Raw genomic sequence first — 24,620 nt, forward strand, 5'->3', positions numbered from 1 at the left:
CGGCGCCCGCCGCGCCGGTGTCGGCGCCGGTCCCGGCCGGCGCGCCCGCCGTCGCTGCCGCGGCCCCGGCGGGGCCGGTGGGCGCGGCGCCGGGCGCGGCGTCGGCGGGCGGCAGGAGCTGGTCGATGGGCACGCTCACGCGCACCTCGGTGCGGAAGATGCCCGGGTCACCCAGGCGCATCCCGCGCCGCTGGCGCATCAGCAGGTGGATCGGCGGGAGCACCGCCTCCCCCGCCGCTGGCGGTGAGCCACCACCGGGCAGCCGCGCGGCAGGCGCACCACCACCACCACCGGCACCGGCACCCGCGGTCGCGGCGGGCGGGCCCGCGCCCGGTGGATCGGCGTCTGGCGGATCGGCCTCCGGCGGATCGGCATCGGGTGGACGGCCATCGGCGCCGGCATGGCCACCGCCGGGCGGATCGGCCGCGGACGGATCGGCGTCGGCGCGGGAGCCGGCCGGTGTCGCGCCTGCCTCCGCGGCGCCGGCCGTGCCGGCGGCGCGATCCGGGCCGCTTCCGCCGCTGGCGACGCCCTCGGGGCCGCTCGTGGCGCCGGCGACATCCCCGCCCGCGTCGCTGCCGCTGGCCGCTGCGCCGTCACTCCCGGTTCTCGCGCCGGTGGTGTCGTCGGGCGGGCCGCCCTCGCGGTCCGCGCTCCCGTTGTCGCCGCGGTCGCCGTCGCCGTCGCCGTCGCTGTCGGCGTCGGCGCCGCCCGGGGTGAGGTGGTCGGTGGGGTCGTGACGCGGGCAGGTGCAGTGCCCGGCCGGCGGGCCCGCGGTGCCGGTGTGCAACGCCCCGGCGGCCAGCGCGAACAACGCCTCCGCGCGCAGCACGTCCACGCTGCGCGGATCCCCGTCCGCCCGCGCCGCCCGCGCGGCGTTGGTCAACAACAGATCGAACGGGACCGCGTCCTCCGCCCCCGCCACCACATACATCGACGCCATCCCGTCGACCAACGCCCGCGGATGCGTCACGTGCTGGCCCCGCACCGCCCGCGCGTGCCGCGCCGCCGCCTCCTCCGGGTCCACCTTGACCAGCTCGCGGGCCAGGTCCCGGGTGATCTGGTTGTGCGTGCGCCCCGCCGCCGTGACCAGCACGTCGTGCTGGACCGTCCAGGCCACGTCATCGGCCACCGGCCCCAACGCGTGCACGATCGTGGCCGCCTTGCGCCAGTCGAGCACCCCGGCCAACAACGCCTCGCCCGTCTCCGCGAAGCTCCCGCGCAGCCCCGCCCCCACCGCCACCAACCGCCGCGCCTCGGCCCGGGTGGTCGCCAACCGCATCGCCAGCTCCGCGCTCGTGCCGTTGACCTCCCCGCTGACCCCCGGGGCGATGATCCGCTGGGCGCTCATCGCCGGCATCCGCGCCAGCTCCGCCGCCGCCAGCGCCGCCCGCCCCGCCGCCCACGCCTCCACCCGCTTGAACGCTGCCACCACCTCCACGCCCGCGTAGGGGTCCAAGGCGGCCACGTCCACCCCCTCGAGCACCGCCGCCAGCTGGGCGTCCGGCGCCATCTCCGCCAGCACCGCCGCGGGCAGGTCCTGCGCCAGGCACCCGGCCCGCCCCGGCGGGGGCGGCACCGACGCCGCCGGCGCCGGCGGGGCCGGGGCGAAGGACTCCGGGCACTCCTCCCGCGCCGCCGCCGCCTCCCACTCCTCCTCGTCCCACCAGCCCAGCAGCGCCCGCGCGTGCCGGTCCCCCTCGATCGCCGCCGCCCGCGCCTCCAGCACCGGGCCCGCCGCCCACGCCGCCCGCTCCGCGGCCTCCTCCGCCTCGACCTCGGCCCGCGCGGCGGCCATGACCGCCTCCATGTGCCCACACACCCGCCGGTCCGCCGCCACCTCGCAACACGCCCCGGCATCCCCGCCCGGCACGGCACCCCCACCCCGCTCTTCTTCGAACATACGTCCAGCCTAGAACGACCCACCCACACCGACCACGACACCCACCACCCCTGTGGAAACACCGGCGACAGCGGCGCCGAGCGAGTGAGCGGTGGCTGGTGTGCGCCTGAAAGCAGCCGCTGGCAGGTCGCGGCCTAGGTACACCTGGTGGCAGATTCACCGCGAACCGCGCGAACACCACCTGACGGGTTCACCACGGACCGGCGAGCGCGGCTGACATGATCGACCCATGAGCGCCTCCGATGACGTCACGCGCGACGCTCCCGCTCCCGCTCCCACGACAGGCGACCTCCCCGCCCGCGACGCCCATCCGCCGCTCGCTCCCGACGCCCGCGAGGACGTCCTAGGGCCGCCATGGGTGGCGCGGACGATTCCGCTCGGCCGCCTCACCGACGGCGGCGAGGAGGCGTCGGTGCCCGACGTGGCGACCCTCGTGCACCACGACGACGCGGGACGTCGGGAGCGAGCGGTGCTCTATCTGTCCGGGTTCGTCGACTACTTCTTCCAAGCTCACCACGCCCAGTCGTGGATCGACGCCGGCTACGACTTCTACGCGCTCGACATGCGCCGGGCGGGCCGCTCGACCAACGGCCATCCACGCCCTGACGACGTCCGGGACCTGCGCGTACACGACGAGGAGATTCAGGCGGCGCTCGACCTCATCCGAGCGGCCGGGGCACGCCAGGTGGTCCTGCTCGGCCACTCCACCGGTGGCCTGCAGGCGGTGCTGTGGGCGTCGGACCACCCGGGGACGGTGGACGTCGTCGTCCTCAACTCTCCCTGGCTGGACCTCAACCGCAGCTGGCTCGAGCGCACGGTGGGCACCGCACTCCTCGACCGGCTGGGCGCGTGGCTGCCGAGCCTGCCGGTCGGCAAGCTCGGCGACGCCTACGGGCGGCACCTCCACGCCGACAGCGGCGGCGAGTGGACCTACGACCTCACGCTCAAGCCGCTCGCGGGCTTCCCGGTGCGCGCCGGGTTCATCCGCGCTGTCCGCCGCGCGCAGGCGGAGATCGCCCGCGGCCTCGACATCCAGGAGCCGGTGCTGCTCTGCTGCTCCACGCGCTCCGGCCACCCGCGCTACCCGGGTCCCGCGGAGGTGAGCACCACCGACGTCGTCCTCAGCGTCGAGCAGATGCTGCACCGTGCCCCGCTGCTCGGGCCCGACGTGACGATCATGCAGGTCCCCGGCGGCGTGCACGACCTGGCCCTCTCCGCGGGGGCGTCGCGGGAGTACTACACCCGCGGCGCGGTGGAGTGGGCGGGTCTGCGGCTCGACGAGCAGGCGGCGCGGCGCGCGGCGGGTCAGCCGGCGTAGCACCCGCGTAGCACCCGCGACGGCCGACGGCGTCACACCCACGCCGGCCGACCGCGTCAACCCACCAGGACCGACGGCGCAGCACCCCGCCGGCGCCGAAGCCGCCGAGGCGCCCCGCGCCCCAACGCCGCGAGGGCAGCGCACCGGCGGTGCGCTGCCCTCGTGGTCGCCGTCGTCGTCAGTCGCGCGGCCCCCGCGCGCCGACGTCGTCGAGATCGTCCGCGTCGCTTGCGGGCGACGCCGGCACGGTGGCGTCCACGGAAGCCATCGCGGCGGCGCTGGGGACGCCCGGCTTGTCCGGCTGCCCGGCCACCTCCTCGATGACCCGCTGGCTGCGGGCGGGGACCTCCCAGGTGTTGCGCAGCTCGGTGCCCTTCATGAAGAGCACGGCCACGAGGCCGATGACCGAGACGATGGCCGCGATGCCGAACACCAGGCCGATGCCGTCGCCGTAGGCGCTGTGGATGACGTTGGCGACCCCCGCCGGGAGCTGGCTGAGGTCCAGCGACGACGTCGAGCTGTCCATCCCGCTGACGTCCACGCCCTGGGCGGCGAGCCTGGTGCTGGTCAGCGAGGTGACCTGCTGGGCGTAGACGGCGCCGAGCAGCTGGATGCCGATGGCGCCGCCGAGGGACCGGAAGAACGTCACCGTCGAGGTCGCCGCGCCGACGTTGCCGAGCGAGACGCTGTTCTGCACGGCCAGGACGAGGTTCTGCATCGAGGCACCGAGCCCGAGGCCGGCGATGAAGAGGAAGACCCCGATCAGCACCACGCTGGTGTCCGCCCCGACCATCGCCATGAGCCCCATGCCCGCCGCCAGCAGGGCCACGCCGCCGACGACGTACGGCTTCCACCGGCCGCTCGCGGTGACCCACCGGCCGGCCACGGTCGAGGAGATCAGCAGCCCGAACATCAGCGGCAGGCCCAGCCAGCCGGCGATCGTCGGGGAGTACCCGCGGCCGATCTGGAAGTACTGGCCGAGGAAGACGTTCGCGCCGAACAGCGCCGTGCCCACCGCGAGGCTGGCGACGATGGCCAGCGCCGTCGTCCGGTCCGAGAGGATCCGCAGCGGGACCACCGGCTCGCTGACGCGCTGCTCGACGATCACGAACAGCACGGCGGCGACCGCCGCGGCGCCGAGCATGACGGCCGTCTGCCAGGAAACCCAGGCGAACTCGTGGTTCGCGAAGGAGACCCAGATGAGCAGCAGCGTCGCGGAGAGGGAGATGAGCAGCGCGCCGAGGTAGTCGACCTTGGCGCCCGGCCGCCCCTTGCCGGGCACGTGCAGGTTCCGCATGACGACGGCGATCGCCGCGAGCATGAACGGCACGGTCGCCCAGAAGCACCAGCGCCAGCCCAGCCAGGGGACGTCGACGATGAGACCGCCGGCCAGCGGCCCGGACACCGTGGCGACCGCGATGACGGCGCCCATGTAGCCGTTGTACCGACCGCGCTGCCGCGGCGGGATGATCGTCGCGATGATGATCTGGGTGAGGACCATGTTGGCCCCCATGCCGATGCCCTGGAGCACCCGGACGCCGATGAGCATCCCCGCCGAGGTGGAGAGGCCGGCGAGGATCGACCCGGCGATGAAGACCACCATCGAGGCCAGGAGCAGCTTCTTCTTGTCGAAGAGGTCGGCCAGCTTCCCGGCGATGGGCGTGATCGCGGTCGAGGCGAGGATCGTCGAGGTGATGATCCAGGTGTACTGCTGCTGCGTGCCGCCGATCTCGCCGACGATCACAGGCAGCGCGTTGCCGACGATCGTGCCGGAGAGGTTGCCGACGAACATCGCCAGCAGCAGGCCGGTGAGCACCTTGAGGATCTGGCGGTGCTCGTGGTGGGCCTTGGCCGCCTCCTCGACGGTCATCCCGGCATAGGCCCTCCGGGTCGTCAGGTCCTTATCGCTCAAGAGAGCTCCTTTTTCAGTTCGTTTGCCGGCTGGTCGCCGGAAAGGTTCGCCGCCGCGCGGGAGGCGCCGGGGTCGTCCACCGGTTCAGGGCCGCTCAGGGCCTGGTATGCGTGCTCGGCGTTGCCGATCAGCTCCTCCAGGTCGTGCGCCATGCGGTAGATCCGCTCGGCGGGCCAGCCCGCGACCGCCTGCGCCATCGCCCCCATGTGCAGCTCGCGGACCTGCTCGAGGCGGGCGAGCCCCGCGTCCGTCAGCGAGACGAGCGAGGCGCGACCGTCCTCCGGGTCGGGACGGCGGCCGAGCAGCCCCTCCCTCTCAAGACCGGCGATCTGCCGGCTCGCGACCGAGGGGTCGACGAGCTGCTGCTCCGCGAGAGCCGCGACACGGCATTCCGTCGCGCGGTAGAGGCTGAACAGCAGGTGGATCTGCGAGGGCTGCAGCCCGCACCGGTGGGCGACCGCCGTGCTGAAGCTGCGGGACCGCCGGCTCAGGCTGACGAGCTGGGCAAGCAGGTCATCGGCAGCCTCACGCGGAGACCCAACGGGGCGAGGAGATTCAGGCGCTTGTGGCACGCATTCCACAGTACGCCTACATGCACCATGCATCTATATGGCCGCATGTGCCGTTGGCCATAGCCCGCTCGACGACGCCGCATGCCGGACCAGTGTCCTGCCCGGCCCCCTCGCCGACGCCACGTCCGGAGGCACCCCTCCCCCCGGACCGTCCTCACCGGCGCACGTCGTGGAGGTGGTGCAGCACGTCGTGGATGAAGTACTGGCTCAGCGTCTCCACGGTGAACTCTGAGCCGTTGCTGCGCACCCCGCGCCGCTGCCACCGCTCGAGCGGCACGGCGGCGAACGCATCGGCGACGGCGGCACCGGCGGCGGCCAGCTCCTCCCCCACCCGCGCGGGAGCCTCGTGCTCGTAGTCCCCCTCCACCGCGGCGGCGTCCTGGTCCCAGTTGGGGAAGGTCGGGCCGTCCTGCTCGAGCATCAGCCGCAGGCGGCCGTCGAACACCCCGCACACGTCGCGGACGTGGGCGGCGTACTCGAGCGGTGACCACGTCGAGTCATCGGGCCGCACGGTGGCGTCCGGTCGCCGGAGCACCTCCTGCCAGCGCCCGACGGCGTCACGCAGCAGGGCGGGCACGCTCGCCGGGTCCTCGCGGCCGGCCTCCACGCCGCACTCCTCGCAGCGCCGGTGCAGCACCCAGGTCCAGTCCTTGGTGTCTCCCTCGATCGCCATGCGTGGCCCCTTCCCGTCGCTCGGTCGGCCGGCGGCGCCCGCCGCACCCGGCAGGCTACGGCGTTCTCGCGCCGGCCGGCCCGGTCGGCGCGGCGCTTCCCGGTGCGAGCATCTCGCCGCACGTCCCGGCGCGAGCGACTCACCGCGCCTCCCGGTGGGTGCCGCTCGCGCGACGCCCGGCGCTGCTGGTTGACTGCGGCCATGCCTCTCACCGGAACCTACGAACCCAGCCCTCGTCAGTGGGTGCGCGACCAGGTCGAGCTCTACGAGCGCTCCGGCGGCACCGAGGGCACCACGCTGCACGGCAGGCCGTGCGTGCTGGTCACCGTGCGCGGCGCGCGCTCGGGCAACCTGCGCAAGGTCCCGCTCATGCGCGTCGAGCACGATGGCGCGTACGCGATGGTCGCCTCCGTGGGCGGGGCGCCGAAGCACCCCACCTGGTACTGGAACGTGCGCGCCAACCCCGACGTCGAGCTGCAGGACGGGCCCCAGAAGTGGGACATGGTGGCTCGCGAGGTCACCGGCGCCGAGAAGGCGCTGTGGTGGGAGCGGGCCGTCGAGGCCTTCCCCGCCTACGCCGAGTACCAGGAGAAGACCGACCGGGAGATCCCGCTCTTCGTGCTCGAGCGCGCCTGACGAGCGAGTGGGCACACTGACGGCGACGGGGCCGGCACGGCACACCCCGGAGCCGCCCGCCCCGGCCGGAGGTCCGGCGTCGGTCGTCGTCCCGGCGCCTACAGTGTGGGCATGCCGCTAGCGCCCCTGGTCGAGCCGGGCCCGCCGCTGACGAACGCGCAGGTCCAGCGCTACTCCCGCCACCTCCTGCTCGGGCAGCTCGGGCCGGAGGGCCAGCGCCGCCTGCTCGCCGCCCGCGTGCTGGTCGTGGGCGCCGGCGGCCTCGGCGCTCCGGCCCTGCTCTACCTCGCGGCCGCGGGCGTCGGGCACATCGGCGTGGTCGACGACGACGTCGTCGACGCCTCCAACCTCCAGCGCCAGGTGATCCACACCCAGGCCGACGTCGGACGTCCCAAGGTCGACTCCGCCGCCGAGAAGGTCCACGCACTCAACCCCGAGGTCACCGTCGAGCGCCACCACCTGCGCCTGGATGCCGCCAACACCCGCGACGTCGTCGCCGGCTACGACCTCGTCCTGGACGGGACCGACAACTTCCCCACCCGGTACCTGGTCAACGACGTCTGCGCGGACCTCGGGATCCCGCTCGTGTGGGGCTCGATCCTGCGTTTCGACGCCCAGGTCTCGGTGTTCTGGTCCCGGCCGCGCCCGGCCGCGGGCGGCGACGCCCCCGCCGTCACGCTGCGCGACCTGTTCCCCTCCCCGCCCCCGCCCGGGACGACGCCCTCGTGCGGGCAGGCCGGCGTGCTCGGGGCGATGTGCGGGCAGGTCGGGTCGGTCATGGCGACCGAGGCGGTCAAGCTCATCACCGGCGCGGGCGAGCCGCTGCTCGGGCGCGTCCTCGTCCTCGACGCGCTCGGCGCGCGGTGGAACGAGATCCCCCTACGCCCCCGCCCGGGCGCCCGCCGCCCGCAGACGGTCGCCGAGCTCGGCTACGACCCGGCCGGCAGCCCGGCGGGCTCGACGGCCGCCGCGTGCGCCGTCGCCCCGGCCGCCCCGACTGCGGAAGCGGCCGGCGCCGAGCCCGCGCTCCCCGCGATCTCCGCCGCCGACCTCGCCCGCCGCCTGGCCCGGCGCGAGGGCGGGGACGACGACTTCGTCCTGCTCGACGTCCGCGAGCCCGCCGAGCGTGGCATCGTGGCGATCCCCGGGGCGCTGTCCGTCCCGCTCGGCGAGGTGCTGGCCGACCCGGACGCCACCGTCCACCGCCTCGGTCTGCACCACCCCGGCGGGGCCGGCCGCGAGCTCCTCGTGCACTGCCGCAGCGGGCAGCGCTCCGCCGAGGCCGTGCGCGCCCTGCGCGACGCGGGCGCCCGGGCCGTCAACGTCTCCGGCGGGGTGCTCGCCTGGGTCGAGGACGTCGACCCGACCCTGCCCACCTACTGACCGTCCCGTCCGACCGTCCCCCAAGCACCGCCCCGAGGAGTCGCATGATCACCGTCGAGCAGCACCTGGAGCGCGTCCTCGCCGCCGTGCGGCCGCTCGCTCCGCAACGCCTGCCGCTCGACCAGGCCCACGGGTGCGTGCTCGCCGAGGAGGTCACCGCCCTCCTCGCCGTCCCGCCGTTCGACAACTCCGCCATGGACGGCTTCGCGGTCCGGGCCGCCGACGTCGCCGCGGCGGACGACGGCGCGCCGGTGCGGCTGCGCGTGGTCGGGGACGTGCCGGCCGGCTCCGCCGCACGCCCGCCGGTCGAGCCCGGCACCGCAGTGCGGGTCATGACCGGCGCCCCCGTCCCGCCCGGCGCCGACGCCGTCGTGCCCGTCGAGCACACCGACCAGGCGGCCGGCCCGGGCCAGGAGCTGCCCGCCGTCGTCGAGGTCCGCCGGCCCGCCGCGCCGGGCGCCCACCTGCGCGGGGCCGGGGAGGACGTCTCCCCCGGCGCGGTCGTGCTGCGCGCGGGCACGCCCCTGCGCGCCCGCGACCTGTCCACCGCCGCGTCCGTGGGGCACGGCACGCTGCTCGTCCACCCCCCGGTGCGCGTGGGGGTGCTGTCCACCGGCTCCGAGCTGGTCCCGCCCGGGCAGACGCCCGGCGCCGGGCAGATCCCGGACTCCAACCACGTCCTCGTCGCCGGCATGGTCCGGGAGGCCGGCGCCGTGCCGGTGCTGCTCGGCGCGGTGGCCGACGACGCCGCCGCCCTGCGCGCCCGGCTCGCCGAGAACCTGGGCCGGGTGGAGGCCGTGGTGACCACCGGCGGGGTCAGCGCCGGGGCGTACGACGTCGTCAAGGAGGTCCTCGCCCCGCTGGGCGAGGTGACCTTCGACCAGGTGGCCATGCAGCCGGGCAAGCCGCAGGGCTTCGGCGTGCTGCGCGAGGGCGCGGAGGCCGGGCCCGGCGCGCCGAGCGACCCGGGGCTGGGCGTGCCGATCTTCTGCCTGCCGGGCAACCCGGTGAGCGTCTTCGTGAGCTTCCAGGTGTTCGTCGCGCCCGCGCTGAGCCGCCTGCGCGCCCTGGTGGCCGACGCCGGCGCGCCCGCCGCGGCCGTCGCCGCCACCGGCTGGCGCTGCCCGCCGGGGCGCCGCCAGTACATGCCCGTGGTCGTCGACGGCACGGACGACACCGGCGCCCTGCGGGTGCGCCCGGCCACCGCGGGCGGCTCCGGCTCGCACCTCGTGGCGTCCCTGGCCCAGGCCGACGCCCTCGCCGTCGTCGACGCCGAGGTGGACGCAGTGCGAGAGGGGGACGCCGTGCGCGTCATGATGGTGCCGTGACCAGCACCGACGGGCGCGAGCTGCGCCTGACCCACCTCGACGCGGCCGGCCATGCCCGGATGGTCGACGTCACGGGCAAGCAGCCCACCGTCCGCGAGGCCGTCGCCACCGGCGAGGTCCGCTGCAGCCGCACGGTCATGACGGCGCTGCGCGAGGGCACCGTGCCCAAGGGCGACGTGCTCGCCGTCGCACGCATCGCCGGCATCGCCGCCGCCAAGAAGACCCCCGAGCTGCTGCCGCTCGCGCACACCATCGGCGTGCACGGCGCCGCCGTCGACCTCGAGCTCGCCGAGGACCGGGTGGTCATCACCGCGACCGTGCGCACCGCCGACCGCACCGGGGTGGAGATGGAGGCCCTCACCGCGGTCTCGGTGGCCGCCCTCGCCGTCGTCGACATGGTCAAGGGCGTGGACCGCTCCGCGGAGATCACCGGGGTGAAGGTGGTCGCCAAGTCCGGCGGCCGCTCCGGCGACTGGCGCCGCCCGAGCTGACGTGAGCGCCCCGATGCCCTCATTCGACGCGATCGTCCTCGCCGGCGGCACCGCGAGCCGGCTCGACGGCGTGTCCAAGCCCGACGTCGAGCTCGGCGGGCGCCGGCTGCTCGACCACACCCTCGCCGCCACCGCCGGGGCGGGCCGGGTCGTCGTCGTCGCGCCGGAGTCGGTGGCGGTGCCCGACGGCGTCGTCCGCACCCTCGAGGACCCCCCGCACGGCGGCCCGGTCGCCGGGCTGGCCGCCGGGCTGGCGGCGCTGGACGGGCACCCGGCCGGCGGGAGCGGCACGGCGCCGCTGCTGCTCGTGCTCTCCTGCGACGTGCCCTTCGCCGGCGGCGCGGTTCCCCGCCTGCTCGCCGCCGTCGGTGAGGGGGCCGACGGCGCGTGCCTGCGCGACGCCTCGGGGTACCTGCAGTGGCTGGTCGCGGTCTACCGCACGGACGCGCTGCGCGGCCGGCTCGACGCCCTGGCGTCCGGGCGGCGGGGGTCCTCGGTGCGGGCCCTGGTGGCCCCGCTGCGCCTGGTGGCGGTGCCCGCCCGCGGCCAGGAGGCGGCGGACGTGGACACCTGGGCGGACCTGGACTCGCTCGGCTGACGGCGGGTCGCGCCGGGCAAAGCGCGCCCGGTGGCCCGCGGGTCGCTGTACGGTCCGCTCATCGACGTCCGCGCCCCGTCGGCGGCCAAGGGAGGTCGGCCCGATGAAGGGATACTCCCTCGCCTACCGGTTGGGGTTCACCCCGTGGGAGCACCACGGGAGGGTGACCCGGGCCCATGTCGACCCCCTGCTGGCGCGGGAGGAGACCGGACGGTCCCGCCCGCTCGGTCGAGCCCTCGACCTCGGCTGCGGCCGCGGCCAGCACAGCGCCCGGCTCGCGCGGCGAGGGTGGGAGGTCGTGGGGGTCGACGTCGTCCCGCGGGCGGTCGATGACGCCAGGCGCCGGCGCATCTCCGGTGCCACCTTCGTGGTCGGCGACGTGACGGACCTGGCGCCGAGCGAGCTAGGGACGTTCGACCTCTTCCTCGACGTCGGCTGCTTCCAGGGCCTGAACCCCGAGCAGCGCCTCGCCGAGGGCCGGGGCGTCTCGGCGCTCGCCAACCCGGGGGCCACGCTGCTGATGCTCGCCTTCGGGGCCACGCCGATCCGGTCCGTCATCGGCGGCGTCAGCCGGGCGGAGATCGAGGGCGCCCTCGACGGCTGGGAGATGCTCTCGGTCGACGCCGCGGACACCACGGGGCTGGGATGGCCGCTGACGCGGACCTCACCGCGGTGGTACCGGCTCCGCCTGGCGGCGTAGGCGTCAGCGCGCCGCCGCCGTCACGACGGCTCGTGCGCGCCGCCACCGAGCTGGTCGAGGATGTGGTGGACCAGCGGGGCGAGGACGGCGACGGAGTCGCGCACCCCGCCCGGCGACCCCGGCGCGTTGACCACCAGCGCCTCGCCGCCCGCCCCGGGCGTGATGCCGGCCAGCCCGCGCGAGAGCACCGCGGCGGGCACCGTCGCGGCGCCGCGGGCCCGGATCGCGTCGGCCAGGCCGGGCAGCTCGCGGACGAGCAGCGGGCCGGTGCCCTCGGGGGTGAGGTCTCGCGGCCCGATGCCGGTCCCGCCGGTGGTGAGCACCACCCGCGCGCCGGCCGCGAGCGCCCGGCGGATCGCCCGGCGGACGCTGTCGACGCCGTCGGGCACGACGACGACCTCCGCGCTCACCCCGGCCTCGGCCAGCAACGCCGCGGCGAGCGGGCCGGAGCGGTCCTCCGCCTCGCCGCGGGCGCACCGGTCGGACACGGTGATCACCGCGCCGGCCACGCGGCCGTGGTCCCCGCGGGTGCTTCCGCCGTCGTCATCGCTGGTCACGGGTCCACGGTATCGGGGCGCCCGGCCCAGCCAGCGACATGGCCGGTCACGCCGTGCCGGTGGGCCAGGAGCACCGCCTGCACGGGGGCTGAGCGACTGCAGGTTTGCTGGCTCGGGCGCGGGCGCCCGCTCCAGGTACCGGTGGATTATCCGCGTCAGCACCGGCGGCGCCAGCGGCGCCTCGCCGTCCGCCGCCCGCCCGACCGCACCCACCAGCTGCTGCGCCGAGGCCTCCTTGAGGAGAAACCCCGACGCACCGGCCGTGAGCGCGTCGTAGACGTGCCGGTCGAGATCGAACGTGTTCAGCATGATCACGCGGCAGGGCCGGCCCCGCTCCACGATCCGCCGGGTGGCCTCGATACCGTCGGTCCCGGGCATGCGCACGTCCATCAGCGACGTCCGGCTCCAGCTCGACGGCGAGGGCGACGGCCTCCGCGCCGTCGGCCGCCTCCCCGACCACCTCGACCCCGCCCAGCTCGAGGATCAGCCGCAGCCCGCTGCGGACCATGTCCTGGTCGTCGGCGGATGGCCCTCGGGTTCCTGGCGTTGCCGATCATGTGCGTGGTGACGGTGGCGAAGGTGACCGCCTACGACGAGCCCGAGAGCGTCCTCTTCCTGATCGTCGACGTCGTGATCTTCGTGCTGCTGGTGCTCGCCTGGCGGGCCGACCGGCGTTGACCAGGCGCGGCCGGCCTCAGGCGCCAGTCCCGCCGGCGGCCAGCACCGCCCCCACCACGGGCCGGGTGCCCACGAGCGCCAGGCGCACCAGGCCCACCCCGGCCGCCATGCAGGCGAGCAGCACCGCGACCGACAGCGGCGCCATCACCAGTGCCAGGCCGACCAACGGCAGCATGAGCGCGGCCGCGACCCCGGCGGAGCCGAGCGCCACGGTCAGCAGCGGGACCATGACGGCGCGGGTGCGGGCCGCATCGAGGGTCTTCCGGGGCATGCCGAGCTTGTCCAGGCTGACGTAGAGGTCGGCCCGGTCGAGCACCTGCGCGGTCTGGTTCACCCCCACCGAGCACGCCACCGTGAGGAACGAGGCGACGAGCGTGATGAGGATGCCGGTGCGAATGTCCTGCGCGAGGTACATCTCCGGTCCCGACGTCGGCTCCTGGCCGGCCATCATCGCCACCCCGGTGCCGGCGAAGACGGCGACGAAGCTCGTCATCGCCACGCCGCCGACCTGCCGCCAGACGGCCTTCGGCGCTTCCAGGACCTGCCGCGCGGCGATGAGCTTCTCGACCGTCATGGCCCGGCGCAGCTGGACCCGGGCGACAACGCCCACCGCCCAGGGACCGACGAGGTTGAGCACGCCGAGCCCGGCGGCGAACGCGCCGAGGATGACCGCCACGGCCACGGCGACGTCGCGGAAGCTCGACTGGAGCGCGACGACGGCGACCGCCACCACGACCACGGCGACGACGGCCCGGGCGCCGCGCACCCGGTCGGTGCTCTGGCGGGTGCGCACCCCCAGGGGCGAGATCACCACCCGGCGCAGGCCCACCGCGGCGCTGACGGCGCCGAGGACCGTCACCGCGGCCACGGCGGCCAGCACGGCCAGGGGCGGGAGCCAGTAGGCGGCGCCGATCGGCTCGCCGCGAAAGGGGACCTGCTGCACCGCCGGGCCGAGCAGGAAGTAGCCCAGCACGCCGGCCACCGCCCCGCCGAGCGCCAGGGCCGCCGACTCCGCGACCGTCATCGCGGCGACCGTCGCCGGCGTCGCCCCGAGCAGGCGGAGGGTGGCGAGGCGGTCGTCGCGCCGCCGCGCGGACAGGCGGGCCGCGGACCCGCCCAGGGTGAGCAGCGGCAGCACGAGGAGGATCACCGCCAGGGCTGCCAACGACTGGTAGAAGGTCGCCATCTCGTCCTGCCAGCGCAGGAAGGACACCGCGCCGGCGAGCACCGTCAGCAGCAGCGTGGTCGTGGCCGCGAAGGCCACCACCGGCAGCGCCATCGTGCCGCGGGCGGCGGAGCCGCGCCGGGCCAGGAGCCACAGCAGGCGCAGGGTGGTCACCGGGCACCCCCGGCGTGCTCGGCGACGACGCGCCCGTCGCGCAGCCGCACCACGCGGGTGCACCGGGCCGCCACGCCCTCATCGTGGGTGACGACGACCAGCGTGCGGCCGGTGCCGGTGGTGGCCCCCAGGAGCAGGTCCATGACCTCGGCCGAGGTGGCGGAGTCCAGCGCCCCGGTGGGCTCGTCGGCGAAGGTCACCGGCGCCCCGGTGACCTGGGCGCGAGCGATGGCGACGCGCTGGGCCTGGCCGCCGGAGAGCTGGCCGATGCGTCGGTGCTCCATGCCCGCCAGCCCCAGGGCGTGCAGCCAGCCCGCGGCGGCGTGCTCCGCCGCCGGGCGGGCGGCGCCGCCGAGCATGAGGGCGACGGCGACGTTCTCCAGCGCCGTGAGCTCGGGCAGCAGCAGCCCCTCCTGGAAGACGAAGCCGAACTGCTCGCGGCGCAGCCGGGAGCGGCCGGCCTCGTTGAGGGCGCTGACCACGACGTCGCCGGCCGCCGTGGCGAGGCGGACGTCGCCGCCGTCCGGCCGGACGATGCCGGCGAGGCAGTGCAGCAGGGTGGTCTTGCCGGAGCCGGAGGCGCCCATGATCGCCACCGACTCCCCGCGCCGGACGGTGAGGTCCACCCCGGCGAGCGCGGTCGTGGTCCCGTAGGTCTTGGTCAGGCCGCGGGCGGCGAGGACGGCGGCGCCGGCGTGTGCGGGATCGGCGGCGTGTGCGGGAGCGGCGGCGGCCGCCGGGACGGGGCCCGGAGCGGCCGAGGACGGCGGAACCGCCGGGGCGGGGGCGCCGGCCCCTCTCACGGTGCCGGCGAACGGAACGGGCGGGTGCTGGCTCATGCCCCGATCCTCCGCGGGGCGCGCGGCCCGCGGCATCGGGCACCGGGATGATCCCGTCCGCCCGCCGTCCGTCCCCGGGCGGACCGGCGGGTCGCCCTCGCGTCGCACGCGGGCACAACGAACACCCCTCACCCGCAGGAGCGGGACAATGACCTAGATCCGGCCGCGAGCGCGGCACTAGAGTCGTCGCCATGCCGCAGTATCGGATCAGCGAGGCCGCCGCACTGCTGGGCGTCAGCGACGACACCGTCCGCCGCTGGGCCGACGACGGCCGGCTCGAGGCGTCGGTCGACGCCGCCGGCCGCAAGGTGGTCGACGGCGCCGACCTCGCCCGCCACGCCCAGGAGCTGCACGCCGCCCCGCCCGCGGGTCCGGACGACCGGGTCGGGCGCTCGGCCCGCAACCGGTTCACCGGGCTCGTCACGCGCGTGGTCGCCGACGGGGTGATGGCGCAGGTCGAGCTGCAGTGCGGGCCGTACCGGGTCGTCTCGCTCATCAGCCGGGAGGCGGCGGAGGAGCTGGGCCTCGAGCCCGGTTCGCTGGCCACCGCCGTCGTGAAGGCCACCACGGTGATCATCGAGACCCCGAAGGCGGTCTGATGCGCCGGGCCCGGGCGCTCGTGCTGCTCCCCGCCGTCGCCGCGCTCGCGCTCACCGCCTGCGGCAGCCCGGGCCGCGAGGCCGCCAGCGCTGACGGCACCACCTCCCAGAGCCCGCGCGGGGAGCTCACGGTCTTCGCCGCGGCGTCGCTGCACGGGGTGTTCGAAGAGCTCGGTCACCAGATCGAGGCCGAGCATCCCGGTGTCACCGTCAGCTTCTCGTTCGCGGGCTCCTCGGACCTCGCCACGCAGGTCCTCGCCGGCGCCCCGGCCGACGTCCTCGCCACGGCCAACGAGTCGACCATGAAGCAGGCCGTCGACGGCGGCGCCGTCGCCGGTGACCCCGTCGTGTTCGCCGAGAACGTGCTCACGCTGGTGGTCCCGCCCGGCAACCCCGCCGGGGTGACCGGCCTGGACGCCAGCCTCGATCGCGCCAAGCTCGTCGTGTGCGCCCCGCAGGTGCCGTGCGGGGCGGCGACGGCGGAGCTGGCCACGCTCGAGGGCGTCCGGCTGCACCCGGTCAGCGAGGAGTCCTCGGTCACCGACGTGCTCGGCAAGGTCAGCTCGGGCCAGGCCGACGCGGGCCTCGTCTACACCACCGACGCGACCGGGGCGGGCGACGCCGTGCAGGTCGTGAACGTGCCCGGCGCCGATCGCGTCGTCAACCGCTACCCGGTGGCGGCCCTTGCCGAGAGCCGCAACCCCGAGCTGGCCCGCCTGTGGGTCGACACCCTGACGGGCGAGGCCGGCCGCACGGTCCTCGCGGACGCCGGGTTCCGGCTGCCGTGAGCCGACCCGCAGCTCCCAGCGGACGCCGGACGCCGGCTGCCGTGAGCCGACCCGCAGCTCCCAGCGGACGCCGGACGCCGGCTGCCGTGAGCCGACCCGCAGCTCCCCGCGGACGCGGCGTCCCGCCCGTGGGGCGGCCGCGCGCCGCGGTCCCGGCCGGCCTGCCCCGGTGGGTGGCGGCGCCGGCCGCGATCGCCGTCCTCCTCCTCGCCCTGCCGGTGCTCGGGATGCTGCTGCGGGTGCCGTGGGCGCGGTTCCCCGCGCTGCTCGCGACCGAGGCCTCGGTGGACGCGCTGCTCCTCAGCCTGCGCACGTCGCTGGCGGCGACGGCGCTGTGCGTGCTGCTGGGGGTGCCGCTGGCGCTCGTGCTGGCGCGCACGCGTTGGCCCGGGCAGCGGGTGGTGCGCACGCTCGTCCTGCTACCGCTCGTGCTGCCGCCGGTGGTCTCCGGTCTGGCGCTGCTGACCACGCTCGGCCGCCGCGGGCTGCTCGGGGCGCGCCTGGAGGCGCTCGGCATCGACGTCGCCTTCACGACGGCGGCGGTGGTCCTCGCGCAGACCTTCGTCTCCCTGCCCTTCCTCGTGCTCTCGCTCGAGGGCGCGGTGCGCACCGCCGGGCACCGCTACGAGGACGTCGCCGCCACCCTGGGCGCCCGGCCCACGACGGTGCTGCGCCGGGTGACCCTGCCGCTGCTGCTGCCCGCCCTCGGCGCCGGCACCGCGCTGGCGTTCGCGCGCTCGCTCGGGGAGTTCGGCGCGACGCTGACCTTCGCCGGCTCGCTCCAGGGGGTCACGCGCACCCTGCCGCTGGAGATCTACCTCCAGCGCGAGACCGACCCGGACGCGGCGCTCGCCCTGTCGGTGGTGCTCATCGCCGTGGCCGCGGTGATCGTGCTCGCGACGCAGCGCGGGCGGCGCCGCGGCCCGGGAACCGACGACGCGGGCGCCCCGGAAGAGCCGGACGACACCACCTCTCCCCTCGCCGCACCCGATCCCACCGGTCTTGGTACTCGTCCGGCCGCAGCGGTGGACATTCGGCAGGCATTGCCTGACGAAAGCTCACCACAACGCGCTCCGGCCGCGGCGGCGAGGCGAGGCGCCGCCCGCCAGGCCGCCGCCCGGGGACCGGCACCCGCCGGCTCGATCGCCGTGCACGCCAGCGTGCCGGAGCGCGGCGCGCACCTGGACGTCGAGCTCCCCGGCGGGCAGGTCGTCGCCGTGCTCGGCCCCAACGGCGCCGGGAAGTCCACGCTGCTCGGCCTGCTGTCCGGGCTCGTGCGCCCGGGGGGCGGCGAGGTGCGCATCGGCGCGCGCACCGTGGCCGACGCTGCCAGCTGGGTGCCACCGCACGCCCGGCGCGTGGCGCTGCTGGCCCAGGAGCCGCTGCTGCTGCCCCACCTCGACGCCCTGGGCAACGTCGCGTTCGGCCCTCGCGCCGGGGGCGTCGCCCGGGCCAGCGCCGAGCGCCTCGCCCGCGAGCGCCTCGCGCAGGTCGGCGCCGAGGCGCTGGCCGGGCGCCGCCCGCACCAGCTCTCCGGCGGCCAGGCGCAGCGGGTGGCCCTGGCGCGTGCCCTCGCCCCCGAGCCGGACGTGCTCCTGCTCGACGAGCCGCTCTCCGCCCTCGACGTCTCGGCCGCGGTCGCGATGCGTCAGGTGCTGCGCACCCTGCTGCGCGGGTCGGGTCGCACGGCGGTGCTCGTCACGCACGACCTGCTCGACGTCCTCGCCCTGGCCGACGCCGTCGTCGTGCTCGACGGCGGCCGGGTCGTCGAGCAGGGCTCCGCGCTGGAGGTGCTCGCCCGCCCCCGCTCGGCCTTCGCCGCCCGGCTCGCCGGCGTCAACCTCGTCCTCGGCGGGCTGACGCCGGAGCGCGACGCGATGACCGCCGGCCGCGCGGCCGTGGGCGGCCCGCCGCCGGACCGCGCCCCGGCCGGCCACGCCGGGGTCGGCCCCCTCGTGCTGCACGGCCTCGTCGACCCGGCCTGCCAGCCCGGCGAGCAGGTGGCAGCCACGTTCAGCCCGCGCGCCGTCAGCGTGCACCGGGCTCCGCCGGGCGGCAGCCCGCGCAACGTCGTCGGCGTCACCGTCACCGGGCTGGAGCACCTGGGCGAGCTCGTCCGGGTGCGCGCGACGACGGCGGACGGCCACGCCGTGGCGGCCGACATCACGCCCGCCTCCGTCGCGGAGCTCGGCCTGGAGCACGGCGCGGCCGTGCTGTTCAGCGTCAAGGCCGCCGAGGTGACGATCTTCCCGGCGTGATGGGCCCAGGCTTCCCGGTGTGACGGGCCCCGGCGCGGATCGCGGCCGCCCACGTTGCACCGGCCAGCACCGCCGAGCGCGCCCGCCTGGCCCCTCGACCCCGCTCAGCCGCCAGTGAGGTAGTCGCGCAGCACGACGGCCTGGTTGTGCTCGGTGTCCTTGGCCCCGTACAGCAGGGTCACCGTGCCGTGCTCGCGCTCGAGCTCGCGAAGCTGGTCCACCGCGGGGTTGGCGTCCAGCTCGGCCCGGTACCGGCGGGTGAACTCCGGGAAGAGGTCGGGGTCGTGGTGGAACACCTTGCGCAGGTCGGTCGACGGCGCGACCTCCTTGAGCCACAGGTCCACGTGCGCGTCGGCCTTGGCCAGGCCGCGGGGCCAGAGCCGGTCGACGAGCACGCGGGCGCCGCCGTCGTCGGCCGGCGGGTCGTAGACGCGAGCGACGGTGAAGGTCATGGGGCCATGGTGGCCCGTGCCGGTGTGTCCCGAAAGGGTGTCAGGCGGGCCGCGGGGCGTGGCAGCGCCGCACGCACAGCGCGGCCGCGCCGGAGACGTGGCAGCGCCGCACACACAAGGCGGCCGCGCCGGAGACGCGGGCCTCAGCCCAGCCGTGGGGCGTACTGGTCGAAGAACACCTTCGCGACCAGCTCGCGGCGGCTGGAGACGCCGGCCTTCTCGAACACCGACTTGAGGTGGTCCTGCACGGTGTAGCCGGACAGGTGCAGCGCGGCCGCGATCTCGCTGGTGCTGGCCCCGCGCAGGACCGCGGCCACCACGTCCCGCTCGCGGGGGCTCAGCCCGAGCGCGGCGACGACGAGCGGCACCACCTCCGTGGGGCCGGCCTCCTCGATGGTGACCACGACCTGCGGCGCCCCACCGCCGTGGTGCCGCAGCGGCGCCGCGTGCACGGCGAGCCAGCGGCCGGTGCCGGCGCGCACCCGCGCCCGGGGCTCCACCGCGCACCGACCGGCCGCGAAGCCCCGGGCGGCGGCGATGATGGCGCCCAGCACCACGGGGAGCGCGCCGCCCAGCGTGCCCCCGAGGTCGGCGACCAGCCGCTCCGCGGCCGCGGTGGACTGCACGACCCGGCCCGCGTCGTCGACCACGAGCACGCCCGGTCCTCCAGCCTCGGGACGCGCGAGCTCGGCCCGGGCCCGGGCGGTCACCGCGGCGGTGCGAGCGCCGACGGCGAGCAGGGGCGCGACCGCGGCCACGACGTCGGCCTCCGCCCGGGTGAACGCGGCCGGCCCGCTCTCCCGGTACAGCGCCAGCGTCGCCCAGGCGACGCCGGCGACGACGAGCGCCGCGCGCAGCTCGTGCTCGACGCCATAGACCTCGAACAGCTCGCGGTAGCGCGAGCTGCGCCGGGGGTCCCCGCCCGTCTCCTCGCCGAGCACCCCCACCGGCCGGGGGCGCCGGGCGAGGTCGGCGAAGAGGTTGACGTCGTCGAGGACGTACTCGTGCAGCAGGAAGTCCTCGTCGTAGGCGCTGGTGAGGTGGCGCTTGACGGATCCGGTCAGCAGCCCGGTGGCGGGGTCGAGGGTGCCGTGGCAGGCGGACTCGAACGGCACCGTCCGGGCCAGCACGTCGAGCGCCGCCTCGACGTAGGCCGCCGGCCCCAGCCCCGCGCGGACCACCGACTCGAGCCGGCGGCGCACCGGCTCGACACGGATGCTCACCATGGGCACATCGTGGCCGGGATCCGGGCTTTCGGGGGCCGTTTGCGCCCGGAGGTCCCGGCACGCCGCGGCGGGCCGCGCCCGGGTGACATCCCCGGGACCGGCTGAGAGGGTCGGCGGGTGCGTGAGCTGATCGTGCTGGGCACCGCCTCCCAGGTGCCCACCCGGACCCGGAACCACAACGGCTACCTGCTGCGCTGGGACGGCGAGGGCCTGCTCTTCGACCCCGGCGAGGGCACCCAGCGGCAGATGATCCACGCCGGCGTGGCGGCGTCGTCGATCACCCGCATCTGCCTCACGCACGTCCACGGCGACCACTGCTTCGGCCTGCCCGGGGTGCTGGCCCGCATGGCGGTCGACGGCGTGGCCCACCCCGTACACCTGCACTTCCCCGCCTCGGGCGAGGAGGTGGTCCGCGCGCTGGTGGGGCTCGCCGGGCCCGGGATCGACCTGCGCCTCGTCCCGCACGGCGCGCCCGGGGAGGTCGCCGACGGGCTGGCGGTGGTGCCGCTGCACCACCGGGTGGAGACCTACGGATACCGGCTCACCGAGCCCGACGGCCGCACGCTGGTGCCCGAGCGCCTCGCGGCCGCCGGCCTCTCCGGGCCGGCCGTGGGCCGGCTGCAGCGCGAGGGCCGGGTGGGGGCGGTGCGGCTGGAGGACGTCAGCGTGCCGCGGCCCGGGCAGCGCTTCGCCCTCGTCATGGACACCGCGCCGTGCCCCGGCGCCGAGGAGCTCGCCGAGGGCACGGACCTGCTCGTCACCGAGTGCACCTTCGCCGACGAGGACGCCGACCTGGCCGCGGCGTACCGGCACCTCACCGCCGGGCAGGCCGGGGCCCTCGCCGGCCGCGGGGCGGCGCGCACCCTCGTGCTCACCCACTTCTCCGCGCGCTACCCCGACACCACCGGGCTGGCGGCGCAGGCACGGGCGCGGGCGGGCCGGGCCACGGTGCTGGCCGCCGCCGACCTCGACCGCGTCGCCCTGCCCCGCCGCCGCGCCGTCGGCGCGGGACGTGGGTGATCCGCGCCGACGGGTTCGGGCGCCCCGGACGCCATGCGCGCCCCATCCGCGCGCAGGAGCGCGATGATGTGAGCAGCGCGCGGGACGGTCCGCCGCGGGCCGCCGCCGCACCCCCACCCTCAGGGAGACGGAGGTTGCGATGCAGTTCACCTTCGAGACCTCGCCGGCGCGGGTGGTCTTCGGCCGCGGCGGGCTGCGCGCCGCGCTGCCGGCCGAGGTGGAGCGCCTGGGGGCCCAGCGGCTCATCGTCGTCGCCGACCCCTCCCACGAGATGCTCGCCCGGGAGGCCACCGCCCCGTTCGCCGAGGCGACGGTCGCCTGGTTCACCGGGGTCGAGCAGCACGTGCCCATCACCGTCGCCGAGCGCGCCGTCGCGCTCGCCCGGCAGCGCCGGGCCGACGCGGTGCTGAGCATCGGCGGCGGGTCGACCACCGGCACGGCCAAGATCATCGCCCGCGAGACCGGCCTGCCGATCCTCGCCGTGCCCACGACCTACGCGGGCACCGAGATGACGCCGGTGTGGGGCCTGACCCGCGGCGGGCGCCGGGAGACGGGCACCGACCCCGCCGTCCTGCCCCGCACGGTCGTCCTCGACCCGGACCTGACCGACCGGATGCCGCGGCGCCTGGCCGTCGCCTCGGCCCTGCACGCGATGGCGCACGTCATCGAGGCGCACTGGGCGCCGGGGGCCAACCCGGTCAGCTCGGCCCTGGCCGACGAGGCCATCCGGGCCCTGGCGACCGGGCTGCGCTCGCTCACCCGCGAGAGCCTGCGCGAGGCCGGCTCCCCCGAGGCGGCCCTGCGCGACCCGGTGGCGGCATGGGTGGGCACGCCCATCGCCGCCGGGGAGCAGCTGCTCTACGGCGCGTTCCTCGCCGGCGGCACCTACGCCATCACCGGCACCGGGCTGCACCACACGATCTGCCACGTCCTCGGCGGCACCTTCCGCCTGCCCGACGCGGCGACCCACGCCGTCGTCCTGCCCAACGTGCTCGCGCTCAACGTCCCGGCGGTCCCCCTGGCCGCCGACCGCATCGCGCACGCCCTCGGCGCCGACGACGCCGTCGCCGGCATCCGGGCGCTGCTCGCCGAGGTCGGGGCCCCGCGCACCCTGGTCCAGCTGGGGCTGCGGGCCGACCAGCTCGAGGAGGCCATCGACCGGGTCAACGCCGTCCTGCCGATCGCGAACCCCCGGCCGGTGGGGCACGCCGAGGTGCGGGCGGTGCTCACGGCATCGTTCGGCGAGGCGGCGTGAGCCCAGCCGACGCCGAGAGTCAGCGCCGCTGGAGCCGGGCGAGCTTCTTGCGCGCGGCCGCGAGCGCGGCCGCCGCCTCGTCCCGGCCTGCCTCGGCGGCGTCGCGCTGGTCGTCGGCCTCGGCGAGGTCGTCCTCGACGCCGTGCAGGCGGGTCTCGCGCTCGTCGATCTGACGGCGCAGCTCCTCGATCTCCGCGCGCAGCTGCAGCCCGCGGGCCTCGACCTTCTGCACCTTCTCCGCCGCCCGGCGCAGCGCCCGCTCGGCGCTCTCCGCGACGAACTCGGCGGCGTCGACCGCCTCCTGGGCCTCCTCGACGGCGCGGGTGGTGTCCGGGACGACGTGCAGGTGGCCGCCGTCCTCTGGCTCCTCGGCCGCCTCCTCCCGCGGCGTGAGCTCGACCGCGCCGGGGACCGCGACCGCGCCGTCGAGGTCGACCCCGCCCAGCCCGCCGGGCTCGAGGGCGCGGACGAGCAGGCCGGTGCGCAGGGCGGCGGCGGCGCCGGCGTCCGTCATCGCCGCGTGGAGGGTGTTCTCGGCCTGCTCGGCGACGGCGGCGCTGACCGTGGTGCCGAGCTCGGCGGCCCGCGTGCGTGCCTGGCGCACCAGCGCGGAGGTCAGGCGCCGTCGCTGGCCGGTCAGCGCGCGCAGCCGGGCGGCGTCGAGGTCCTGCTGGGCCTGGCGCAGCGCCGCGCCGACCTCGAGCGCCTGGCCGATCTCGGTGCCCATGCGCCGGAGCATCATGTTGACCAGCCACGCGGCCGTGGAGGGCTTGGGCAGGGCCCTGACCGCCTCCGCCAGGTCGGGGTCGCCGTCGGCCCTGGCCTGCTTGGCCCGGTCGTTGCGGGCCCGGGTGAACTGCCCCGGCTCGAGGCCGTACAGCTCCTCGGCCGCGGCGGCCAGCTCGGCCGGGGCCTCGGCGGTCTCGTGGGCGGTCATGTCGCACATCGCACCACCGGCCGCCCACGGGCGCGACCGGCCCGCATGGGCGGCCGACCGGCGCCCGGCCCCCTTGGGGACGTCAGCGGCGGGTGACGGCGTTGGCCCACAGCCAGGCGTAGCCCTCGCGGCCGTGGGTGTCGGTGTAGCGCACCCGCACCGCGCACGGCGTCCAGGCCACCGCCACGCCGTCGACCGTCTCGTGGCCGCGGCGGGTGTGGATCCAGGCACTGACCGGGAGGGGCTCGTCCGGCCGGGTCACCGGTCCGCCGTGCTGCGCGGGCCCCAGGCTGTGCGCCTGCTCGCTGAGCGGGACGGGTTCGACAGCCATGGCAGTCATCGTACGCCCTGTTCGAACGGGAGTTCGATTCGTGAGCGGCGCCGGCGCCAGCGGGGTCAGTCGGCCTCGTGCTCGGCGTGCTGCGGCGTCAGCTGGGCGACACCACCCCAGGCCGCCCGGGCACCGGACTCCCCCACCCGGAAGCACTGCACGCCGGCCACGAGCGCGACGACGACGGCGAGCGCGGCGACGACCGTCGTCAGCGCGCTCCCGCTGCGACGGGCCTGCGCGCCCGGGCCGGCGCCGACCGGCGTGCCCGGCCGCGCCGTGACCCGGTCCCCCGGGAGCAGCGCGACCCGCCCGTGGCGCCGCTCGACCAGCACGAGCACCCACAGGATCACCGCGAGCACGAGACCGATGTACAGCAGCTGCTCGCCCAGCCTGGCGTGCACCCCGGGGCTGCCGACCCGTCGCTCGAACGCCTCGCCGGACTGCGTCGCCAGGGGGAGGAAGAACGCCGCGACGGTCCCGACCACCGCGACCGCGGGAGCGTAGCGCCGCCAGCGCGGCACGAGGACGACGGCGAGCGTGCCCAGCACCGTGAGCGGCACGAGCACCACGACCGCGTGCACGACGAGGGGATGCATGGGGAGCCCGTTGATGAGGTCGAACATGGCGCGTCCTTACGGCTCGAGGGCAGGGGCATGGCGACACTCCCCGCAGCCGCGCCCGACGGTTCCGACGTCACGGGGTCACCACGTCATACGGTGCTCACTCTTCCTGAGATCTCGCCGGGACCGCGCCGAAGATCTCATGAATGTATGCCGGGCACCTCGGCTTCTCGTGAGGCGAGCCCGGCCGTGACGGGCGGGGGCCGG

At 76.5% G+C, this 24,620-nt stretch carries 25 protein-coding genes and 1 pseudogene; 13 read left to right on the forward strand and 13 right to left on the reverse strand.

Features of this window, described 5'->3' with window-relative positions; genetic code table 11:
• Window positions 1-1,798 (reverse strand): DUF222 domain-containing protein (locus tag GD880_RS16435; protein WP_193314571.1); only part of this gene is annotated, 1,798 nt, incomplete at its 3' end.
• A 334-nt stretch (window positions 1,799-2,132) separates the two neighbouring features.
• On the opposite strand from GD880_RS16435, the gene GD880_RS16440 reads away from it, so the two are divergent.
• Window positions 2,133-3,221, forward strand: coding sequence for an alpha/beta hydrolase (locus GD880_RS16440; RefSeq protein WP_152232704.1), 1,089 nt, complete (start codon window positions 2,133-2,135; stop codon window positions 3,219-3,221).
• A gap of 178 nt (window positions 3,222-3,399) precedes the next feature.
• On the opposite strand, the gene GD880_RS16445 is transcribed toward GD880_RS16440, so the two are convergent.
• The 3 genes from GD880_RS16445 to GD880_RS16455 all read right to left on the reverse strand — a co-directional run bounded on the left by GD880_RS16445 (window position 3,400) and on the right by GD880_RS16455 (window position 6,378).
• A complete protein-coding gene (locus GD880_RS16445; RefSeq protein ID WP_226909751.1) occupies window positions 3,400-5,133 on the reverse strand; it encodes an MDR family MFS transporter in 1,734 nt (577 codons plus the stop codon).
• A complete protein-coding gene (locus GD880_RS16450; RefSeq protein WP_226909752.1) occupies window positions 5,130-5,705 on the reverse strand; it encodes a MarR family winged helix-turn-helix transcriptional regulator in 576 nt (191 codons plus the stop codon). Before GD880_RS16450 ends, GD880_RS16445 begins: the two co-directional genes overlap by 4 nt.
• A 154-nt stretch (window positions 5,706-5,859) precedes the next feature.
• Window positions 5,860-6,378, reverse strand: a complete 519-nt coding sequence (locus tag GD880_RS16455; RefSeq protein WP_152232706.1) for a DinB family protein — start codon at window positions 6,376-6,378, stop codon at window positions 5,860-5,862.
• Between the two features lie 201 nt (window positions 6,379-6,579).
• On the opposite strand from GD880_RS16455, the gene GD880_RS16460 reads away from it, so the two are divergent.
• The 6 genes from GD880_RS16460 (at window position 6,580) to GD880_RS16485 (ending at window position 11,514) form a co-directional block, all read left to right on the forward strand.
• Window positions 6,580-7,014, forward strand: coding sequence for a nitroreductase family deazaflavin-dependent oxidoreductase (locus GD880_RS16460; protein WP_152232707.1), 435 nt, complete (start codon window positions 6,580-6,582; stop codon window positions 7,012-7,014).
• Window positions 7,015-7,125: 111 nt separating this feature from the next.
• On the forward strand, window positions 7,126-8,397 hold the full coding sequence (gene moeB, locus GD880_RS16465; RefSeq protein WP_152232708.1) for a molybdopterin-synthase adenylyltransferase MoeB: 1,272 nt from the start codon (window positions 7,126-7,128) through the stop codon (window positions 8,395-8,397).
• Window positions 8,398-8,441: 44 nt separating this feature from the next.
• A complete protein-coding gene (locus GD880_RS16470; RefSeq protein ID WP_152232709.1) occupies window positions 8,442-9,725 on the forward strand; it encodes a molybdopterin molybdotransferase MoeA in 1,284 nt (427 codons plus the stop codon).
• A gap of 20 nt (window positions 9,726-9,745) precedes the next feature.
• Complete coding sequence (gene moaC, locus GD880_RS16475; RefSeq protein WP_152232767.1) at window positions 9,746-10,216, forward strand: cyclic pyranopterin monophosphate synthase MoaC; 471 nt, start codon at window positions 9,746-9,748, stop codon at window positions 10,214-10,216.
• Between the two features lie 13 nt (window positions 10,217-10,229).
• Complete coding sequence (gene mobA / locus GD880_RS16480; RefSeq protein WP_152232710.1) at window positions 10,230-10,814, forward strand: molybdenum cofactor guanylyltransferase; 585 nt, start codon at window positions 10,230-10,232, stop codon at window positions 10,812-10,814.
• Between the two features lie 103 nt (window positions 10,815-10,917).
• Entirely contained in the window at window positions 10,918-11,514 is a 597-nt protein-coding gene (locus GD880_RS16485; RefSeq protein ID WP_152232711.1) for a class I SAM-dependent methyltransferase, read from the forward strand.
• Window positions 11,515-11,534: 20 nt separating this feature from the next.
• Here the strand turns inward: GD880_RS16485 and GD880_RS16490 are convergent, their stop codons facing one another.
• On the reverse strand, window positions 11,535-12,071 hold the full coding sequence (locus GD880_RS16490; RefSeq protein ID WP_193314577.1) for a MogA/MoaB family molybdenum cofactor biosynthesis protein: 537 nt from the start codon (window positions 12,069-12,071) through the stop codon (window positions 11,535-11,537).
• 261 nt (window positions 12,072-12,332) lie between these two features.
• Window positions 12,333-12,461, reverse strand: a pseudogene (locus GD880_RS21185) (DNA-binding response regulator); the annotation flags it as partial.
• 135 nt (window positions 12,462-12,596) lie between these two features.
• Between GD880_RS21185 and GD880_RS20445 the strand changes: the two are divergent.
• Window positions 12,597-12,749: a hypothetical protein gene (locus tag GD880_RS20445; protein WP_193314572.1), complete on the forward strand. Its 153-nt coding sequence runs from the start codon at window positions 12,597-12,599 to the stop codon at window positions 12,747-12,749.
• A gap of 16 nt (window positions 12,750-12,765) precedes the next feature.
• Here the strand turns inward: GD880_RS20445 and GD880_RS16500 are convergent, their stop codons facing one another.
• Both GD880_RS16500 and GD880_RS16505 read right to left on the reverse strand, forming a co-directional pair.
• Window positions 12,766-14,088 (reverse strand): FtsX-like permease family protein, encoded by a 1,323-nt coding sequence (locus GD880_RS16500; RefSeq protein WP_152232712.1) that lies wholly within the window; start codon window positions 14,086-14,088, stop codon window positions 12,766-12,768.
• Complete coding sequence (locus GD880_RS16505) at window positions 14,085-14,927, reverse strand: ABC transporter ATP-binding protein (protein WP_152232713.1); 843 nt, start codon at window positions 14,925-14,927, stop codon at window positions 14,085-14,087. The genes GD880_RS16500 and GD880_RS16505 overlap by 4 nt, the downstream gene beginning before the upstream one ends.
• A gap of 191 nt (window positions 14,928-15,118) precedes the next feature.
• Here GD880_RS16505 and GD880_RS16510 point away from each other — a divergent pair, with 191 nt between their 5' ends.
• The 3 genes from GD880_RS16510 to GD880_RS21190 all read left to right on the forward strand — a co-directional run bounded on the left by GD880_RS16510 (window position 15,119) and on the right by GD880_RS21190 (window position 18,572).
• Window positions 15,119-15,526, forward strand: a complete 408-nt coding sequence (locus GD880_RS16510; protein ID WP_152232714.1) for a TOBE domain-containing protein — start codon at window positions 15,119-15,121, stop codon at window positions 15,524-15,526.
• Window positions 15,526-16,314, forward strand: coding sequence for a molybdate ABC transporter substrate-binding protein (modA, locus tag GD880_RS16515; protein WP_152232715.1), 789 nt, complete (start codon window positions 15,526-15,528; stop codon window positions 16,312-16,314). The genes GD880_RS16510 and modA overlap by 1 nt, the downstream gene beginning before the upstream one ends.
• Before the next feature lie 128 nt (window positions 16,315-16,442).
• Complete coding sequence (locus tag GD880_RS21190) at window positions 16,443-18,572, forward strand: ABC transporter permease (RefSeq protein ID WP_152232716.1); 2,130 nt, start codon at window positions 16,443-16,445, stop codon at window positions 18,570-18,572.
• Between the two features lie 104 nt (window positions 18,573-18,676).
• Here GD880_RS21190 and GD880_RS16525 read toward each other — a convergent pair whose 3' ends face one another.
• Window positions 18,677-19,024: a DUF488 domain-containing protein gene (locus GD880_RS16525; protein ID WP_152232717.1), complete on the reverse strand. Its 348-nt coding sequence runs from the start codon at window positions 19,022-19,024 to the stop codon at window positions 18,677-18,679.
• A 143-nt stretch (window positions 19,025-19,167) separates the two neighbouring features.
• Complete coding sequence (locus tag GD880_RS16530) at window positions 19,168-20,250, reverse strand: helix-turn-helix transcriptional regulator (RefSeq protein WP_152232718.1); 1,083 nt, start codon at window positions 20,248-20,250, stop codon at window positions 19,168-19,170.
• Window positions 20,251-20,367: 117 nt separating this feature from the next.
• Here GD880_RS16530 and GD880_RS16535 point away from each other — a divergent pair, with 117 nt between their 5' ends.
• Together GD880_RS16535 and GD880_RS16540 are read left to right on the forward strand one after the other, a co-directional pair.
• The gene (locus GD880_RS16535; RefSeq protein WP_152232719.1) at window positions 20,368-21,270 is read left to right on the forward strand and encodes a ribonuclease Z; all 903 of its coding nucleotides are present in this window, start codon (window positions 20,368-20,370) and stop codon (window positions 21,268-21,270) included.
• A 139-nt stretch (window positions 21,271-21,409) separates the two neighbouring features.
• Entirely contained in the window at window positions 21,410-22,525 is a 1,116-nt protein-coding gene (locus GD880_RS16540; RefSeq protein WP_152232720.1) for a maleylacetate reductase, read from the forward strand.
• 19 nt (window positions 22,526-22,544) lie between these two features.
• Here GD880_RS16540 and GD880_RS16545 read toward each other — a convergent pair whose 3' ends face one another.
• The 3 genes from GD880_RS16545 to GD880_RS16555 form a co-directional block, all read right to left on the reverse strand.
• Window positions 22,545-23,462 (reverse strand): hypothetical protein, encoded by a 918-nt coding sequence (locus GD880_RS16545; RefSeq protein ID WP_152232721.1) that lies wholly within the window; start codon window positions 23,460-23,462, stop codon window positions 22,545-22,547.
• A gap of 82 nt (window positions 23,463-23,544) precedes the next feature.
• Window positions 23,545-23,793 carry a hypothetical protein gene (locus GD880_RS16550; protein ID WP_152232722.1) on the reverse strand — a complete coding sequence of 83 codons (249 nt, stop codon included), beginning with the start codon at window positions 23,791-23,793 and terminating at the stop codon, window positions 23,545-23,547.
• A 65-nt stretch (window positions 23,794-23,858) separates the two neighbouring features.
• The gene (locus tag GD880_RS16555; protein ID WP_152232723.1) at window positions 23,859-24,416 is read right to left on the reverse strand and encodes a DUF2231 domain-containing protein; all 558 of its coding nucleotides are present in this window, start codon (window positions 24,414-24,416) and stop codon (window positions 23,859-23,861) included.
• Between the last annotated feature and the right edge of the window lie 204 nt (window positions 24,417-24,620).

The sequence above is a fragment of the Georgenia ruanii genome (assembly GCF_009193175.1).
Classification (GTDB): domain Bacteria; phylum Actinomycetota; class Actinomycetes; order Actinomycetales; family Actinomycetaceae; genus Georgenia; species Georgenia ruanii.